The sequence below is a fragment of the Candidatus Buchananbacteria bacterium CG10_big_fil_rev_8_21_14_0_10_42_9 genome, from assembly GCA_002773845.1.
Classification (GTDB): Bacteria; Patescibacteriota; Patescibacteriia; order Buchananbacterales; family 21-14-0-10-42-9; genus 21-14-0-10-42-9.
Map to the genome: position 1 here is coordinate 1 of PEZZ01000011.1, position 17382 is coordinate 17382.

Annotated in this window: 10 protein-coding genes and 1 tRNA gene; 3 read left to right on the top strand and 8 right to left on the bottom strand. The window is 42.1% G+C overall.

What is annotated here, in order from left to right; genetic code table 11:
• Nucleotides 1-172: 172 nt before the first annotated feature.
• From COT81_01755 to COT81_01790, 8 genes are all read right to left on the bottom strand, one after another.
• Nucleotides 173-246: transfer RNA gene (locus COT81_01755), tRNA-Arg, on the bottom strand.
• Between the two features lie 186 nt (nt 247-432).
• The gene (locus COT81_01760) at nt 433-1473 is read right to left on the bottom strand and encodes a type IV pili twitching motility protein PilT (GenBank protein PIS05310.1); all 1041 of its coding nucleotides are present in this window, start codon (nt 1471-1473) and stop codon (nt 433-435) included.
• A 106-nt stretch (nt 1474-1579) separates the two neighbouring features.
• The gene (gene rnc, locus COT81_01765) at nt 1580-2278 is read right to left on the bottom strand and encodes a ribonuclease III (protein ID PIS05318.1); all 699 of its coding nucleotides are present in this window, start codon (nt 2276-2278) and stop codon (nt 1580-1582) included.
• Between the two features lies 1 nt (nt 2279).
• A complete protein-coding gene (gene nusB / locus COT81_01770) occupies nt 2280-2711 on the bottom strand; it encodes a transcription antitermination factor NusB (protein PIS05311.1) in 432 nt (143 codons plus the stop codon).
• Nucleotides 2712-2746: 35 nt separating this feature from the next.
• Complete coding sequence (locus COT81_01775) at nt 2747-3070, bottom strand: 50S ribosomal protein L32 (protein PIS05312.1); 324 nt, start codon at nt 3068-3070, stop codon at nt 2747-2749.
• A 62-nt stretch (nt 3071-3132) separates the two neighbouring features.
• Complete coding sequence (locus COT81_01780; protein PIS05313.1) at nt 3133-5661, bottom strand: DNA gyrase subunit A; 2529 nt, start codon at nt 5659-5661, stop codon at nt 3133-3135.
• Nucleotides 5662-5670: 9 nt separating this feature from the next.
• Nucleotides 5671-6081 (bottom strand): hypothetical protein, encoded by a 411-nt coding sequence (locus COT81_01785; GenBank protein PIS05314.1) that lies wholly within the window; start codon nt 6079-6081, stop codon nt 5671-5673.
• 6 nt (nt 6082-6087) lie between these two features.
• Entirely contained in the window at nt 6088-6726 is a 639-nt protein-coding gene (locus COT81_01790; protein PIS05315.1) for a hypothetical protein, read from the bottom strand.
• 584 nt (nt 6727-7310) lie between these two features.
• On the opposite strand from COT81_01790, the gene COT81_01795 reads away from it, so the two are divergent.
• The 3 genes from COT81_01795 to COT81_01805 form a co-directional block, all read left to right on the top strand.
• Complete coding sequence (locus COT81_01795; GenBank protein ID PIS05319.1) at nt 7311-10658, top strand: DNA-directed RNA polymerase subunit beta; 3348 nt, start codon at nt 7311-7313, stop codon at nt 10656-10658.
• Nucleotides 10579-14670: a DNA-directed RNA polymerase subunit beta' gene (rpoC, locus tag COT81_01800; GenBank protein ID PIS05316.1), complete on the top strand. Its 4092-nt coding sequence runs from the start codon at nt 10579-10581 to the stop codon at nt 14668-14670. The genes COT81_01795 and rpoC overlap by 80 nt, the downstream gene beginning before the upstream one ends.
• A 281-nt stretch (nt 14671-14951) precedes the next feature.
• The coding region (locus COT81_01805; GenBank protein PIS05317.1) for a hypothetical protein at nt 14952-17382 on the top strand (2431 nt) is incomplete at its 3' end.

Here is a 17382-nt window from a genome sequence, read left to right on the forward strand (position 1 = left end):
CCCATTTTTCCGTCCCGTCGCCGAGTGGTTTCGTCGCAGAGCGACGGGGGTTTTTGCCCCATTCCGCGCCGCAGGCGCGCGGCTCCTCCGCGCTTTCAGCGCGAGAAGTATCGTTTGGTGCACCCGGCAGGACTCGAACCCACAACCCCTTGGTCCCCCGCCTGCCATGCTGTGCGCCCGGCAGGACTCGAACCCACAACCCCTTGGTCCGAAGCCAAGTGCTCTATCCAATTGAGCTACAGGCGCATATTCTGCGGGCAGGGAAGCCAAGTGCTCTATCCAATTGAGCTACGGGTGCAGAACTTGCATATAGTAACAATTTGGACAAAAAAAATCAACCTATTTGAAAATAAAAAAACTGTCGCTCCGAACTTGACTTGGAATCCAGTTTTTTATTCTGGATTCAAAATTAAATTCAGGACGACAATATGTTTAATCCATCAGTTCCGGATTTTGCATGTGAAATTGAGCGTTCTCTTTGGAAATTAATCCTTGTTCGTATAAGTTCATTAAATCTTGATCCATAGTAATCATGCCTTCTTCGGCTGAAGTTTGAATGACGGATTTAATCTGCGGAATTTTATTTTCGCGAATTAAGTTAGCAATCGCTGGCGTGCTCACCATCACTTCCCGAGTGGCTATGCGCCCGCCGCCTTCGCGCGGAATTAAACGTTGCGAAATAACCGCCCGCAGCGTCATGGAAACTTGGAGACGGATTTGAGTTTGTTGATGAGGGGGGAAGATATCAATAATACGGTCAATTGTTTGCCCGGCGTTATGAGTGTGTAGCGTGGCCAAAACCAAATGCCCGGTTTCAGCTAGCGTAATAGTCGTAGCGATAGTTTCCAAATCCCTCATTTCGCCAACCATTATCACGTTTGGATCTTGACGCAACACATGCACTAAAGCATTTTGGAAGGCATTCATATCAGAATGCAACTGCCGTTGAGCGATGTAGCTTTTGTTGGATTTGAAAATGAATTCAATTGGGTCTTCCAAGGTAATAATGTGTTCAGCCCGGTTTTGATTAACGTGGTCAATCATAGCGGCTAGCGAGGTGGATTTACCTGACCCAGTTGGTCCGGTAACGAGTATCAGCCCTTGGTTTAAGTTCATTAAATCATAAACGATAGGCGGCATACCTGCCTCTTCCATGCTGGGGATATTTGACGGAATAATACGGGCGGCCATGCCCACAGTATCTTGAGCCCAAAACAAGTTAACCCTAAAACGAGATTTAGCTTTGTTCTCATAGGACACGTCAAATTCACGGTCGTCGGTAAATAATTGTTTTTGTTTCTCGGTTAAAATGCTAAACGCCAAGGCTTGCGTGTCCTTAGCGCTTAATTTGGGTTTTCCGGCGATCGGTTGAAGATTGCCGTCAATTCTAAGAATGGGAGGTTGGCCGGCCATGATATGGACGTCCGACGCGCCCTCTTTAACCCCAATTGTAAATATTTCTTCAACGGTCATTGTTCGCTTTTAATTGCCAAATTATTATAACAAAAATTTAAATGGATTGCCACGCCACGTCTGACGTGGTCACGTCGCTTCGCTTATTGCAATGACATGGAATGAATTATTCCCAACCTTTAGCTTCTAAGGCTTTTGTCGCCGCGTCAACTTGCCCCTCCTGCTTACTCTTGCCTTCGCCACGGGCCACGAGCTCTGTAGCTAAGTAAATGCCAATTACAAAATGTTTGTCATGATCAGGGCCCGACTCCTCTAAGACTTTGTAAGATGGGGTAATGCTAAGTTTTTCTTGGGCTAATTCCTGAAACCGGCTTTTGGGGTCAATATATAATTTTTGTTCAATAATTTCAGGTAATTGGCCAATTAACTTTTCAGTCACAAACTTTTGTGCCGCCTCATAGCCTTGATCTAAATAAATTGCCCCCACAATTGCCTCAAACGAATTGGCTAAAATATATTGGCGTGACTTTGAGTTAATGTCTTTGGATTCGCCTTTGCTTAAAAATAAAAATTCATCCACTTTTAACTTTTGTGCGATAGATGAAAGCATTTTACTATTGACTAAACTTGACCGCCAATTGGTTAGTTCACCTTCCGGGTTTGGATAGTGGTGATACAAATAATCAGTCACGATAATTTCAATTACGGCATCTCCCAAAAACTCCAACCGTTCGTTGTGGTCAAGTTTAAATCCAGGATTCTCATTTAAGTATGACCGGTGGACCACTGCCATTTTTAAAAGATTTTTATCACTAAAAGTGACGCCGATATTTTTTTCTAATTGTGATAAATTATTTCCCGCCATCTTATTTAGTTTTATCGTCATTGGCCTCATCTTTGTAGATTGATCCAAGTACGCCGTTTACAAATTTACCAGACGTACCACCTCCAAAAGCTTTGGCTAATTCAATTGCTTCGTTAATTGCCACTTTATCCGGCACTTCATCGCTAAATTTCATTTCATATACGCCAATGCGTAAAACATTGCGGTCAACAATTGTAATTTGATCCAGCGGCCATTGGGGCGCGTATTTTTTTATGCACTCATCAATTTCTTTAATATTATCAATTACGCCTTTGGAAAGTTCGTCAATAAATTGATTTTCAGTTAGTCCTGGGCCAAATTCTTTTTTGTTGTGTTCTAAAAGTGGCGACAAATCTGTTTCTTTGCGGCCGTTAAAATCCCATTGAAAAAGAGTTTGTAAGACGATGGTGCGAGCTAGGTGTCGGTTTGACATAAAGAGCAAAAAAGAACAAATGAGTTTATTGAATTTTAAGCCGATGTTTTTTCTTTGGTTTTATTTTCTTTAGCTTCTTTACTCTTGGCTTCAACCTTTTCTCCGCCGGCTCCTTGGGATTGCCTCTTGGTTTTTTCCCCGCCTTCCCTTTGCTTCGGACGGGCAGGCTTTTTAGTTTGGGATGCCTTTTTATTGCTTAATGGGCGGCCTTTGTAAGTATGGCATTCAGGGCAGGCACGGTGAGGCACTACTGCCGCGCCGCATTTAGCGCATTTACTTAATTTTATAGAAGACAAAGCATGGTGAGAGCGCCGGCGGCGAACAGAGCTATTTGTGCGTTTTTTCTTGGGTACTGACATTTATGTATTCATTATACTTAGTAAAGCCCTCCGAGTATAGTATAAAACTTCCTATTTGGCAATTAAATAAAACTAACTGACGCGACTTTGTCGCCAGCGGCTTTGAAGCGCATTAAACGTACGCCTTGGGTTGCCCGGCCTAAGATATTAACAGATTTAAGCGGCAAGCGAATAACTTGGCCCTTGTTTGAAATAATAATGATATCGCCTTCGTCCGATTTTGCATTGACAACCGTAGCATAAACAATTTCCCCGGTTTTAGCAGTGACACTTGCGGTTTTGACACCTGATCCGCCGCGGCCTTGAACTTTGTATTGGGAAATTCCGGTGCGTTTGCCAAAGCCATTGCTCATTACTACAAGCAATTGCCCGTCTTTTTTCAAGGCATCACTGACTACGTCCATACCGACCACCTCATCGTCTGCTTTTAGGCGGATACTTTTCACCCCAGCGGCATTGCGGCCCATGGCGCGGATATTTTTTTCAGCAATGCGTATAGATTGCCCCTTTTTGGTGGCCAACACAACGTCGTCTTTACCGGTAGATGGGTCAACCCATTTAAGCGAATCGTTTTTGCGCAACTTGATCGCGATTAGCCCGGAGCGGCGAATGTTTTTAAATTGATCAATCGGTACTTTTTTAACGCTACCTTTGACAGTTTCCATCATAAAATATTTGTAGTCTTGCACTTCTTCCATCGATAAAATAGAAGTTACTTTTTCATCTGAGTTTAATTGCAAGAAGTTAACTATGGCTTGTCCCTTGGCAGTGCGCGAAGCTTGCGGCACTTCATAAGCTTTGAGTTGAAATACGCGCCCGGAAGTAGTAAAAAATAACAAATCGGCGTGAGTAGTAGTTACCAACAAATTAGAGACCACATCTTCTTCTTTAGTAGCCAACCCCATCACGCCTTTGCCGCCGCGACTTTGCGTTTTGAAAGTATCAGGAGTTAAGCGTTTGATATAACCACTTTCAGTCATGGCGACAATTGTATCTTCATTCGGAATTAAATCTTCGGCTGAAAATTCTTCCGCGCCAGATCCGACTACTTTAGTTTTTCTTTCGTCGCCGTATTTTTCTTTCAATTCGCTTAATTCTTTTTTAATAATGTCTAAAATTCTCTTGGGCGATTTTAAGATGCTTTCCAATTCTTTTATCAAGGCCAATTTTTCCTTCAATTCTTGCTCCACCTTTAATCTTTCTAGTCCGGCCAGCGCTTGTAGGCGCATTTCTAAAATAGCGACTGATTGCCGTTCGGTGAGCTTGAATTTTTTCATTAAGTTAGCCTTGGCAACCTCTTTATCCTTGGATTTTTTAATCGTGTTGATAATGGCGTCAATTTTTGTTAGCGCCATTTTTAAACCTTGTAAGATGTGAGCGCGATCTTTGGCTTTAGTCAAATCATATTCGGTGCGGCGGCGGACTACTTCTTGGCGATGTTTGATGTGCTCTTCCAGCACCATTTTCAAAGTCAAGACACGCGGTTGGATGCCATCAACTAAGGCGAGCATGTTGACATGAAAACGATCCTGTAATTGAGTCAGCTTAAACAGGCGATTTAAAATCTTTTTTGGATATGCGTCTTTTTTCAAATCAATTACCACCCGGACTTCACCCTTGGAAGATTCGTCGCGTAAATCCTTAATCCCGTCTAATTTTTTGTCCTTAACTAGCTCCGCGATTTTTTCAATCACGTTAGCTTTATTAACTTGATACGGGACTTCAGAAATAACAATCTGATAACTGCCGTTTTTAGCCTCTACAATTTCAGTTTTCGCCCGCATTACAATCCCGCCTTTTCCGGTGGCGTAAGCTTGGAGGATATCTTTTTTGTTGTAAATAATTCCGCCAGTTGGAAAGTCCGGACCTTTCACAAATTGCATCAAATCTTCCACGGTGACTTTGGGGTTATCAATTAAGTGGGTGATGCCATCAACTAATTCTGTTAAATTATGCGGCGGAATATTTGTTGCCATACCAACGGCAATACCAATCGTCCCGTTCAAAAGTAAGTTTGGCAGCCTGGCGGGTAAAACTGATGGTTCTTCACGAGTGGCATCATAATTAGGGCGCCACTCAACAGTGTCTTTTTCAATATCAAATAACAACTCCTCGGCGATTGATTGGAGCTTAGCTTCGGTATAACGCATCGCGGCCGCGCCGTCACCGTCCATTGAACCAAAGTTACCTTGGCCATTTACTAATTTGTAGCGCATGGCGAAATCTTGAGCCATGCGAACCATGGAATCGTAAACTGCCACATCCCCGTGAGGATGATATTTACCCAATACTTCACCAACGACAGTGGCTGATTTTCTAAATTTGGCACTTGGTTTTAAGCCAACGTCCCACATCGCGTACAGAATGCGGCGATGTACTGGCTTTAGCCCGTCACGTACGTCAGGCAAAGCGCGGGCAATAATCACGCTCATGGCGTAATCCAAATACGAAGTTTGCATCTCATCCACGATTGGTTGAGGTACTAAGCCGACACGTTTAATTACTGTCGGGATTTGTGGTTTGTCCTCTTTGGCTTTGACCTTTTTAGGGGTCGGCTTAGCGTTAGATTTTTTGGAAGATTTTTTAGCCATATATTATCCTTACTCTGCCTGGTGTACTATTTTTGGTATCGTGCTAGTAGCAGTTGAGCTATTAGTTTGTTGCAAAATTGATTTTTTAATTATCTCTATTTGTTGCGGTGTCAAATTCGTTTTATCGGTTTCTGTTGCGATATTATCCGTAGTGGTTGTAGATAAACTTTCTAAAATTTGCGGGACATCGGCGAACTGTTCTTTGGTTAAATCTAATCCGTTTTTTGCTTGTTGCCATAAATTTTCCAGCTCCTTTTTACTATTGTGTTCGTTAGTTTTTGATCCCGTTTTATCAAATTGGTTAGGCAATGTTATTATCCAAACGATAAATATAATTATCATCAGCCCACCGACTATTAAAGTCAAAATTTTTTTTCTTACCGCATAAGGCAATGTTTCAATCGGCGAACGCTTGGACATTTAAATTTATGCATTATTCAACAAAATTACTTCCATAGTTTCAGCCGGTAAATCCTTTTTGTTAATTTTTAGTTTGTTCATTGGCTCTGATGGCTTGACGCCAATTTCTTTAACAAAGTCATCGACCGGATCAAGCTTAGCTTTTAAGCCTTTGGTTTTGTAGTAAATCGGAATTACAATTCTCGGTTCAATGTGGTTTACTACCTTAGCCGCCTGGCTAGCGTTTAAAACGCTGGCACCGCCAACCGGCACTAATAAAATATCGGATCCTTCAATCCGCTCTAATTGGCCGTTTTCTAAATCGTGATTTAAAGTCCCTAAATGGGTGACCGATAAGCCGTCTAGCTCTACGCGGTAAATTATATTTTCTAACTCTTTATTGCCATTGTGAATGCCAATGCCATAAACAAAAATGGTATTGACCTCGTATTCGCCCGGGTTATTAATTACAAACGGTTTATCACTGTTTGTCCCTTTAACCTCAGCGATATTATTATGAGGCGCTGAATTGTGGTAGGAAGCGACAACGTCAGCGGCTAGCCGCGGAACTTTTAGCCCCACTGATTTGTCAAAAGGGTCAATCACAATACTGGCCGAGTCAGTAAAAAGTTTAACGCAAGATAGGCCGTACCACTGAATGTTCATAATTTTATAAAATGAAAAATGCAACTAAATACCGGTTGCAAAGCTTTAATTACATGAGTCTTTTAGCCAAAAAAGTATCGATTCATCCATTTTTCTAGCCGCCATAATATTACCATTTTTTAGCCTTAGTGTAAAGGAATTTTAGCCAAATTAAATTATTAAAAATTGGCTAAAATTAGCAAAAAAATTTAGATTAAAACCAATAAACATAAATTATACACCTACATATTTGACAAACTCATATGATTGTGATAACCTGTGTGAGTTATCAACAGGAAGACCCCGCTATTCGAATCATCGAAACAATAAACTTTTCACAATACTTAGTGGGTTACACAAATCAAAATTAGTTTGGGGAGCATTAAACTCGCTCTAGTTAGCCTAGAGGGAGGTATTTTTATTTGCCAGCTAGGTAGTTTAACTAAAAGTTTTATCTTGCTTTCAGCTTGCGGGCAAAGAGTAAATCTAAAAAAACGTTAAAAGTCAGTTATTGCGCCATCTGATTTTGGGCATGATATTAAACCTCTTTAATCTAAATGAATAAAACATCCCAACGGACTTACTTTACTACCAATCGCCAAGCGATGGAGTTGCCTGATTTGGTTGAGGTTCAAAAAAAATCTTATGATTGGTTTTTAAAAGAAGGTTTGCAGGAGTTATTCGCGGAAGTTTCTCCAATTCGGGATTTTATTGGCCGTGACTTGGAACTATCATTTGGCAAATATCATATTGGTGATCCTAAGTTTAGTGAAAACGTAACTAAAGCCAAAAATTTAACCTACGAAGCTCCCTTGCGCGTTGAGGTAACCTTATTTGATAAGCGCAAAAATAAAAATAATACGCAAGAAGTTTACTTGGGAGATTTTCCTCTCATGACTTCCCGCGGCACATTTATTATTAATGGTATTGAGCGGGTGGTAGTAAGCCAGCTAATTCGATCAGCGGGTGTTTTTTTTAATTCCGAAACGATTGGGGATCGCCGCTTTTATGGAGCCAAAGTAATCCCTAATCGAGGTTCCTGGTTGGAATTTGAAACGGATGGCAATGGTGTTATTTGGGTCAAAATTGATCGGAAAAGAAAGGTTGCCGCAACTTCATTACTGCGTGCTTTTGGTTATGGCAGCGATGACGAGATTACAGAATTGTTTAAAGATGTTGATACTCATCCAAATATTAAATACATTGACAATACTTTACTCAAAGATGTCGCTGATAGCATGGATGAAGGATTAATTGAAGTATACAAGCGTATTCGCCCAGGCGATTTAGCGACCGCCGATAACGCCAAATCATTAATTTATTCAATGTTTTTTAATTTTGATCGGTATGATTTTGGCCGTGTTGGCCGGCATAAAATTAATGAGCGGTTTAATTTTAAAATTGAAAATACTCCTGAAAATCGAGTGTTAAGAGTTGAAGATATTGTTGAAGTTTTGAAAGAAATTATTAGTTTAAACATTTCTCAAAAAGCCGCTGATGATATTGATCATTTAGGCAACCGCCGCGTTCGTGCGATTGGAGAATTAATCCAAAATAAATTTCGAGTTGGCTTAGCTCGAATGGAACGCATTGTTAAAGACCGGATGAGTACGTTGGATATTGATGAGGTCAGTCCAAATAAACTCATTAACGCCAGACCCGTGATCGGTGCGGTTAAAGAGTTCTTCATGTCATCGCAGTTATCACAATTCATGGACCAAACTAATTCTTTGGCCGAATTGGAACATAAACGACGATTATCGGCTATGGGTCCGGGCGGCTTATCGCGTGAAAGAGCTGGCTTTGAAGTGCGCGATGTTCATCCAACCCACTATGGCCGCATCTGCCCTATCGCCACCCCCGAAGGACCAAACATCGGTTTAGTTGGACATTTAGCTTCCTTTGCCAAAGTCAACGATTACGGTTTTATTGAAACGCCTTATCGTAAAATTGTTCACGACCCAGCCAACAAGGCTTCAAGCACAACCGGTGAAATTGCGCGTCAAGATATTAAGCATCCTTCTAGCGGGGAATTAATACTTGCGGCTAAAGAAAAAATTACGAGCCAAAAAGCTAAAGAATTAGAAAAAATAAACGAGCTAGAAACAATTCCAGTTGTGCCAAGAGTAACTGATGAAATTGTTTATTTAAGCGCTTTACAAACTCAAAAAACAACGACTACCGCCGCCACCACGCCAATTGATGAGAACGGTCATTTTGTCAAAGACTACGCTGAGGTGCGCCGCTTTTCAGAACCAGAAACTGCACCGGTACATTTGATTGATTATATGGATGTGGCGCCTTATCAAATTATTAGTATCACGACTGCTTTAATTCCGTTTTTGGAACATGATGATGCCGTACGCGCTTTAATGGGATCTAACATGCAACGTCAAGCCGTGCCATGCGTTAAACCGCAATCTCCAATTGTTGGCACTGGCGTGGAAGCGCGAGCGGCCCGCGATTCCGGTCACGCGGTAGTCAGCCAAGTTGACGGGATTGTGCATTATGTTGATGCTAAAAAAATTGTAATTAAAGCTGATGGTAAAAACCATGAATATGAATTGAATAAATTTGTTCGTTCTAACGCCGCGACTTCCATAAACCAAAGAGCGATTGTAGACAAAGGCGATAAGGTCAAGGCCGGGCAAGTTATTGCTGATGGCAGTTCCACCGACGGCGGTGAGTTGGCTTTAGGTCAAAATATTTTTGGCGCATTTATGTCTTGGGAAGGTTATAACTACGAAGACGCAATTATCATTTCTGAACGAATTGTTCAACAGGACCGTTTCACCTCTATTTATATTGAAGATTTTCAAGTTGAAGTTCGCGAAACAAAATTGGGACCTGAAGTTGTGACCTCTGACATCCCAAACATCAGCGAAGAAAAATTGAAAGATTTAGATGTTGAGGGGATCGTCCGCATCGGTGCCACTGTAAAGTCCGGTGATATTTTAGTTGGAAAAATTACACCCAAGGGTGAAACCGAGCTTTCGGCCGAAGAAAAATTATTACGCGCTATTTTTGGTGAGAAAGCGCGTGATGTGCGGGATAGCTCATTATACTTAGAGCACGGTGAGCAGGGCCGCGTTGTGGACGTGAAAGTTTTCTCTCGCGACCAAGGCGATCGTTTGTCCGCCGGCGTTATCAAGATGATCCAAGTTTCAATTGCCAATTTAAGAAAAATTCAAGTCGGTGATAAAATGGCTGGTCGCCACGGTAATAAAGGCGTGGTGTCGGTAGTTTTGCCGATTGAAGATATGCCTTTCACTAAAGAGGGCCGGCCGTTGGATATTTTATTATCGCCCCTTGGTATTGTTTCTCGTATGAACTTGGGGCAAGTACTGGAAACACACCTCGGCTTGGCCGCCGGTAAGTTGGGTTATAAGGTAGCCAGCCCTCCGCTGAACGGTGTGCCGGAATTAAAAATTCGTGAAGAATTAAAACGCGCTGGTTTTAATGAAGACGGCAAGATGACTTTGTATGATGGCCGCACGGGCGAATCATTTCATCATCGCGTGACGGTTGGACAAATTTACATGCTCAAACTAAATCATATGGTGGAAGATAAAATCCATCAGCGCTCAATTGGCCCGTACTCTTTAATTACCCAACAGCCCCTTGGGGGGAAAGCTCAATTTGGCGGACAGCGTTTCGGAGAAATGGAAGTTTGGGCCTTAGAAGCCTATGGCGCGGCTAACAGCCTCCAAGAAATTTTGACCATTAAATCTGACGATGTAATGGGGCGATCCAAAGCGTATGAATCTATTATTAAAGGCGAATCAATTCGACGAATTAATGTGCCGGAATCTTTTAATGTCATGTTGCGTGAATTAAACGGGTTGGGGTTAAGTGTTGATTTAGTAAACGTGGATGATAAAACTGGTTCAGTTAAAACGGTTGAAGCCCAAAGCCATGACGACAAAAAACGAACTAAAGAAAAAGCCAAATAATATGGCTGAAGATAAGCGACAATTTGATTTTAACGGTTTGCGTTTAGCCTTAGCGTCACCCGACCAAATTCATGATTGGTCTCACGGTGAAGTCACTAAACCAGAAACTATTAACTACCGTACTCAAAAACCGGAAAAAGACGGTTTGTTTGATGAACGCATTTTTGGCCCGTCGAAAGATTGGGAATGTTATTGCGGCAAGTATAAGAAAATTCGTTATAAAGGAATTGTCTGTGACAAATGTGGCGTGGAAGTTACTCGTTCGGTTGTGCGCCGTGAGCGCATGGGCCATATTAATTTAGCCGCCCCCTCAACCCATATTTGGTTTTTGCGCGGCGTGCCATCAAGGATTGGTTTGATATTAGATTTATCTTTGCAGTCGCTTGAAAAAGTTGTTTATTTTGCTAATTTCATCATCACTAAAGTAGATGAGGATTTGAAAAAAGACACTTTGGAACAAATCCGCCAAGAATATAAATCTAAAGTTAGTCGCATTGAAAAAGATGCAGCCAACCAAGTCAATCAAGTTAAAGTCAAGGCCAATGACAAAGACAAGGATAAAGATAACGTCAAATTGGACAGTCAAATCGCCAAATTAAACCAAGCTAAGGATAATCAAATTGCCGAGCTTGAGAAAATTTTACGCTTAGCTGAATCTGAACTGAAAGAGTTAAGGCCAATGACTGTTATTTCTGAGCATCAGTATCAAGATTTGTCTTTAAAATATGGCCATATTTTTGAAGCTGGTATTGGGGCTGAGGCTATTAGAGATTTGTTAGCCGAAATTGATTTATCAAAATTAATAACTGAATTGCAAGCCAAAATTGAAAATTCTCGCGGTGCGCAACGTGAAAAATTAATTAAGCGCTTACGCTTAGTTAAAAATTTTGACAAAAATAAAATTCGACCAGAATGGATGGTTATGACTGTAATTCCTGTAATTCCGCCGGATCTTAGGCCAATGGTTCCGCTTGACGGCGGCCGCTTCGCGACTTCGGATTTAAACGATTTGTACCGCCGTATTATTAACCGTAATAATCGCTTAAAGCAATTACATGAATTAAACGCGCCAGAAGTTATTATTAGAAACGAAAAGCGCATGTTGCAAGAGGCGGTTGACGCTTTAATTGATAATTCAGCCCGGCACGGTAAAACTGTAGTTGCCTCCACCGGCCAAAAACGCATGCTCAAATCTTTGGCTGACGTGCTTAAGGGTAAGCAGGGGCGTTTCCGACAGAATTTACTTGGAAAGAGAATTGATTACTCCGGGCGTTCGGTCATTGTGGTTGGCCCGAATTTGCGCTTAGATCAGTGTGGTTTGCCTAAAATGATGGCGCTGGAACTTTTCCGCCCTTTTATCATCAGCCGATTAATTCAATCAGAAATCGTACACAACGTTCGTTCTGCCAACCGTTACATTGACGCTGGCAATCCGGAAGTGATGGATATTTTAGAGGATATTATTGAAGACGCCACAGTTTTACTTAACCGCGCGCCGACCTTGCACCGCCTAGGTATCCAAGCCTTTAAGCCGGTGTTGATTGAAGGTAAGGCCATACAAGTTCATCCGTTAGTATGTCCGGCTTTTAACGCTGACTTTGACGGTGACCAAATGGCTGTCCACGTGCCGCTCACCCCCGCCTCAAAATGGGAAGCGAATAATTTAATGTTGTCATCAAAGAATTTGTTAAAACCAGCAACGGGCGATCCGATAGTGATGCCAAGCCAAGACATGGTTTGGGGCGCTTATTACATGACTTTGGTAAATGAGAAAAAAGAACCGAAAGCTTTTAGTTCATTTAATGAGGCCCACACGGCTTACCAACTTCGCAGAATTTCGATTCAAGATGAAATAATTTTACCGCTAACTGATACCGGGCGAAAATCAGTCATTGGCACTGAAGCGCAAGGGGATTTAATTAAAACGACAGTCGGGCGCTTATTGTTTAATCAAATTTTACCAAGAGACTTAGCTTATTATAATAAAACCGTAGAGAAAGGTACGCTTAAAGAAATTGTGGGCTTGACTTTTGAACGAGGAGAAGAAGCACTGGAAGAAAACATTAGGTTTATTGATGCTTTGAAAAAAATGACTTTTCATTATTTAACCCGCTCAGGGTATTCTTGGAGTATGGATGATTTGCCATTTATTGAGGCAAAACAAAAATTGATTGCCGCCGGTGATAAAGCTGTTGCAGAAATTGAAGATCAATACGCGACGGGGCTTTTAACCGACAGTGAACGCCATGCCAAAATTATAGAAATCTGGATGGACGCTAAAGACCAAATTGTAAAATCAAGCCGCGACACGTTAGATCGTAACGGCCCGGTTTATTCCATGGTGGAATCCGGTGCTCGCGGTTCTTGGTCGCAGTTGATTCAAATTATGGGCATGAAAGGCTTAGTGACTAACCCGTCTGGCGGCATTATTGAATTGCCGGTGAAAGGTAATTTCAAAGAAGGCTTTGATGTATTGGAATACTTCATATCTACTCACGGCGCGCGTAAGGGCTTGTCAGACACTGCCTTGCGAACCGCAAATGCCGGTTATTTAACCCGCCGGCTAGTTGACGTAGCCCAAGATTTAGTTATTAGCTCAAATGATTGTGGTGACACCACGGGAGAAGTTGTCAATTTAGAACAACAGCCGCGCAGCGGTTGGGATGTTTATGAAAAAGTTAAAGGTAGGGCTTTGTTAGCCGACGTACCTGCGCTTAAAAGTAAAAAAGTTTTAGTTAAAAAAGGCGAATTAATTACTCGAGAGGTAGTTGAATTGCTAAAAGCCAATAAGGTCAGCGAAGTTCACGTGCGATCTGTGCTGGAATGTAAATTAAAGAAAGGTATTTGCCAACAATGTTACGGTTTGGATTTAGGCCATAACCGTTTAGTGGACTTAGGCACAGCCGTAGGCGTGGTCGCCGCCCAAAGTATTGGCGAACCAGGCACCCAGCTTACAATGAGAACTTTCCATACCGGCGGTGTGGCGGGACTAGACATTACCCAAGGTTTGCCGCGAGTTGAAGAAGTTTTTGAAGCTAGAACGCCGAAAGTCAAAGCCATTTTGTCTGAGGTTGACGGTAAAGTGAAAATTGAAAAACCGAACGGCGAAGGCAAAAATTCAAGTCGCAGTAAAATTGTAAAAATAGCATACGAAGAATTAGAAGAAGATGTGTATGCCTTTCCTAAGGGTAAAGATAAGCCTAATTTGGCGGTTAAAGACACTGAGTCAATTAAAAAAGCCAGCCTGCTTTTCACCACTCCAAAACGTGAAAAAGTTGTCGCTAAGCGAGACGGAATTGTTAAAGTTGAAAAAGATAAAATTACCGTGACTGTAAAAACCGAAAAGTTTAAGGAATATGTTATTCCGCCAGAATTCAGCTTGTTAGTTGAAGAAGGCGATTTAGTAGCCAAGGGGCAAGAGCTTACCAACGGTAGCTTTGATTTGCAACAAATATACAAATTGCGCGGCAAAGAAGAAGCCCAAAATTACATTGTCAAAGAAATTTTGAACATTTACCATTCCCAGGGCCAAAAGTTAAACGATAAGCACGTTGAATTAATTTGTCGCAAAATGTTTTCTCGTATCTTGGTTAAAGATCCCGGCGACTCAGAATTTGTAGTTGGCGAACGCATTGAACGAGGTGAATTTTTAGAAGTCAATGAAGCTCTTAAGAAAAAGAATAAAAAAGAAGCCACCGGGGATTTGTTGTTGCTTGGAATCACTAAGGTTTCTTTGTCTACTACTAGTTTCTTATCTGCCGCGTCATTCCAAGAAACCCAGCGCGTTTTAATTAATGCCGCGGTGGAAGGTAAAATTGACCGCTTGGAAGGATTGAAAGAAAACGTGATTATTGCGCGTTTGATCCCGGCCGGTACTGGTTATCCGGGCAACGAAGTTAATATTCCAGAGCCAGAACCAGTAAGCCTTGATGAAGATGAACCTGTTGAAGAGGCCAAGAATGATACTGAAGATAAAATGGCCAAAGCTAAAGAACTCTTATACGAAAAATAACAAATTGTGTTTTTAAGCGAAACGAAATTTAAGAATCTCATCCTTGCTAATATTGCCCGAGTGAGATCGTTCGTCTAGGGTCAGGATAAGATATTAAAGACACTTTTTATCTCCCCCTTTAAAGAGGGGGAGAACTTAAAATATAACCATAAAGTATAAAGTAATACTTTATACTTTACAATTTATTTAAAAACCGGTATACTGTAGTAGCGGGGAAGGGTTAAAAATTATCCCCAAAAAATTTAGCAGTTGGCTAATTTTAGCCAAAGCTAACACCTTAAATGAAAAATAAACGCGCCAATTTTGGATATTCAAACTTAGGCGTGTTTTTGGTTAGATTTTTTATTTCTACCGCGTTAGTTTTCATTGCTTTCGTATTTTTTGTTGCGTATTCTGATTCGGCCACCGGCATCCCCAGTAGTATTAACTACCAAGGCAAGCTTTTAGATTCCAGCGGGGTGGCCGTCGCCGATGGCACTCAAAGTATGAAATTTACACTTTACGATAGCCTAGACGGCGGTAATTGTTTGTGGGTCGCCGCTGGCGCGTGCGACGCTACCTCTACGGCAGTGTCAGTCACCACTACTAACGGAGTTTTTTCACTTCAACTTGGCGGCAGTGGCCATAACTCACTTGCCACCTCATCCATTGATTTTAACACTGACTCACTGTATCTAGCCGTCTCAGTGGATTCAGACCCAGAGATGAGTCCCCGCAAACAACTGGTCACTGTACCATATGCTTTTAATTCAGATACTGTTGATGGCATCCATGCTACCTCCACAGCCGCTACCGCGTCTTATCTATTGGCCTTAGATGCGAATGGTAATTTTGATTTATTTGACGGGGGAGTATCTTCTACTTTTGCCACCACCACCTCTTTGTACGTGGGTAACGGAGCGACTTCAACCCAGTTTTTGTGGCTCGGCGATGGCGGGACGGCCAGCAGCATAGACCTACAAGGCGGGGACCTCTTTGTCCAAGGGGATGGAGAGTTTAATGGCAGTTTGTACATTGATACGGATTTGGTAACCTCAGGCAACGCCACGACGACCGGGCAACATGTGTTTGGTACTGGCGGCGCCGGAGATTCGTTAATTGAATTTGATGATAACGGTACGTTAGCTTATATCTTAGGCAATGATGATAGTACTAATTTATTTACTATCGCTACATCGACCTTGCTTGAAGTTAACACTTTGTTCACCTTAGATTCGAATGGTAATGCCACCTCAAGCGGACGTTTTGTTGTCGCAACATCAACGGCTGACTTGCCGACCTTATACGTTGATTCTCAAGTTCGCAACGCGGTAGGTATTTCTACCACCACCCCGGGGAATATTTTTGGCGAAGTGTTAACAGTCGTGGGGGATAGTTATTTTACCGGCACGGTAACATCAACCTCAAGAATCGTAGCCGAAATTAGTTCAGGATCTGGAGATTTGAGAGATGGAATTGTGGCAAAAAGTTATGATGCCAACAATCCCGTTCAAATTAAAGCAAAAAATGATATCAATGACCATGTTCTAATAGGCATCTCTGGGTCTGGCGAAACGGGCGAAAAGCAAGATATTGGTTTTTTAACAGTCAGCTCGGGCCAGGATTTAACATTATGGGTAGATAATGGTACGACAGAAGGATTACGCGTTAAAAATACGACCGGCGCCGTTGGTATCTCTACCACCACCCCGGGAGGCAGCTTCGGGGAGATTTTGACAGTTTCTGGCGATAGTTATTTTGAAGGCAACGCGACTACGTCAGGTAATTTGGCGGTAGCCTCAACCACCAGCGCATTGCCGGCACTGGCGGTTGATAGCACTAATAATTGGGTTGGCATAGGCGCAAATCCATCGCTAGTTAAATTGCTAATTGGTCTTGCTAGCACCAATAATCCTTATTCTTCAGGCTCAACTGATGATATTGGTTTAGCTTTACAAAATACTAACAATACTGATGGCAATTTTGAATTAATAGCCTTTTCTAATGCGGCGGGTAATAGCGTAGCTCATATTGGTTCATACAACGCTAGCCAAGCCGGCAATACCGGACAACTTTTCTTCTCTACTCGGCCGGCCGGCGGATCAATTACTGATAGCATTCAATTGTTTATTGACTCAACCGGCTCTGTTGGCGTGAACACTACCACCCCCGGCGGCACCTATGGGGAAATTTTAACGGTTTCTGGTAATAGCTACCAAGAAGGCTCAGCTACCACAACTGGCAATTTAGTCATAGGATCACCCACATCGCCAAATTATGGTGATGGCCATATTAACGCTGTGGCAGTCTACGATGACGGCACTTTGCTGGGGCCTGACTATGTGTTTGAACCGGGCTATGATTTGCTCTCAATTGAGCAAATGACTGAATTTTACACGACTTACCTTCATCTGCCCTGGGCCACTTCTCGCGCTCAATTACAAGACCAAAATATCAGCTTAGGCCAACGTGTCAATGAAACTTTAGAATCAACTGAAAACTTAGCTATTTATATCAGTGAGCTTAATTCCCGTATTAATACCTTAGAATCAGCCTCTCCTAATTCTGAGGTCATAGTCAGAAGCTCGCCAGGCACTGACTATGACACCCTGTCGGTTCAAAAAGCTGCTACTTTCTACGGCACAATCTTAGTAAAGGGCGAGGGCATCTTTGAGTCCAAGATTACCTTTAAGCAAGACGTTTCCTTTGAGGGCCATCTGTTAGTTGATAATG

Coding starts and splice junctions, on each gene's coding strand:
- COT81_01760 (PIS05310.1), bottom strand. CDS start 1,473: ATGACCGTTGAAGAAATATTTACAATTGGGGTTAAAGAGGGCGCGTCG.
- rnc (PIS05318.1), bottom strand. CDS start 2,278: ATGGCGGGAAATAATTTATCACAATTAGAAAAAAATATCGGCGTCACT.
- nusB (PIS05311.1), bottom strand. CDS start 2,711: ATGTCAAACCGACACCTAGCTCGCACCATCGTCTTACAAACTCTTTTT.
- COT81_01775 (PIS05312.1), bottom strand. CDS start 3,070: ATGTCAGTACCCAAGAAAAAACGCACAAATAGCTCTGTTCGCCGCCGG.
- COT81_01780 (PIS05313.1), bottom strand. CDS start 5,661: ATGGCTAAAAAATCTTCCAAAAAATCTAACGCTAAGCCGACCCCTAAA.
- COT81_01785 (PIS05314.1), bottom strand. CDS start 6,081: ATGTCCAAGCGTTCGCCGATTGAAACATTGCCTTATGCGGTAAGAAAA.
- COT81_01790 (PIS05315.1), bottom strand. CDS start 6,726: ATGAACATTCAGTGGTACGGCCTATCTTGCGTTAAACTTTTTACTGAC.
- COT81_01795 (PIS05319.1), top strand. CDS start 7,311: ATGGAGTTGCCTGATTTGGTTGAGGTTCAAAAAAAATCTTATGATTGG.
- rpoC (PIS05316.1), top strand. CDS start 10,579: ATGATAAAACTGGTTCAGTTAAAACGGTTGAAGCCCAAAGCCATGACG.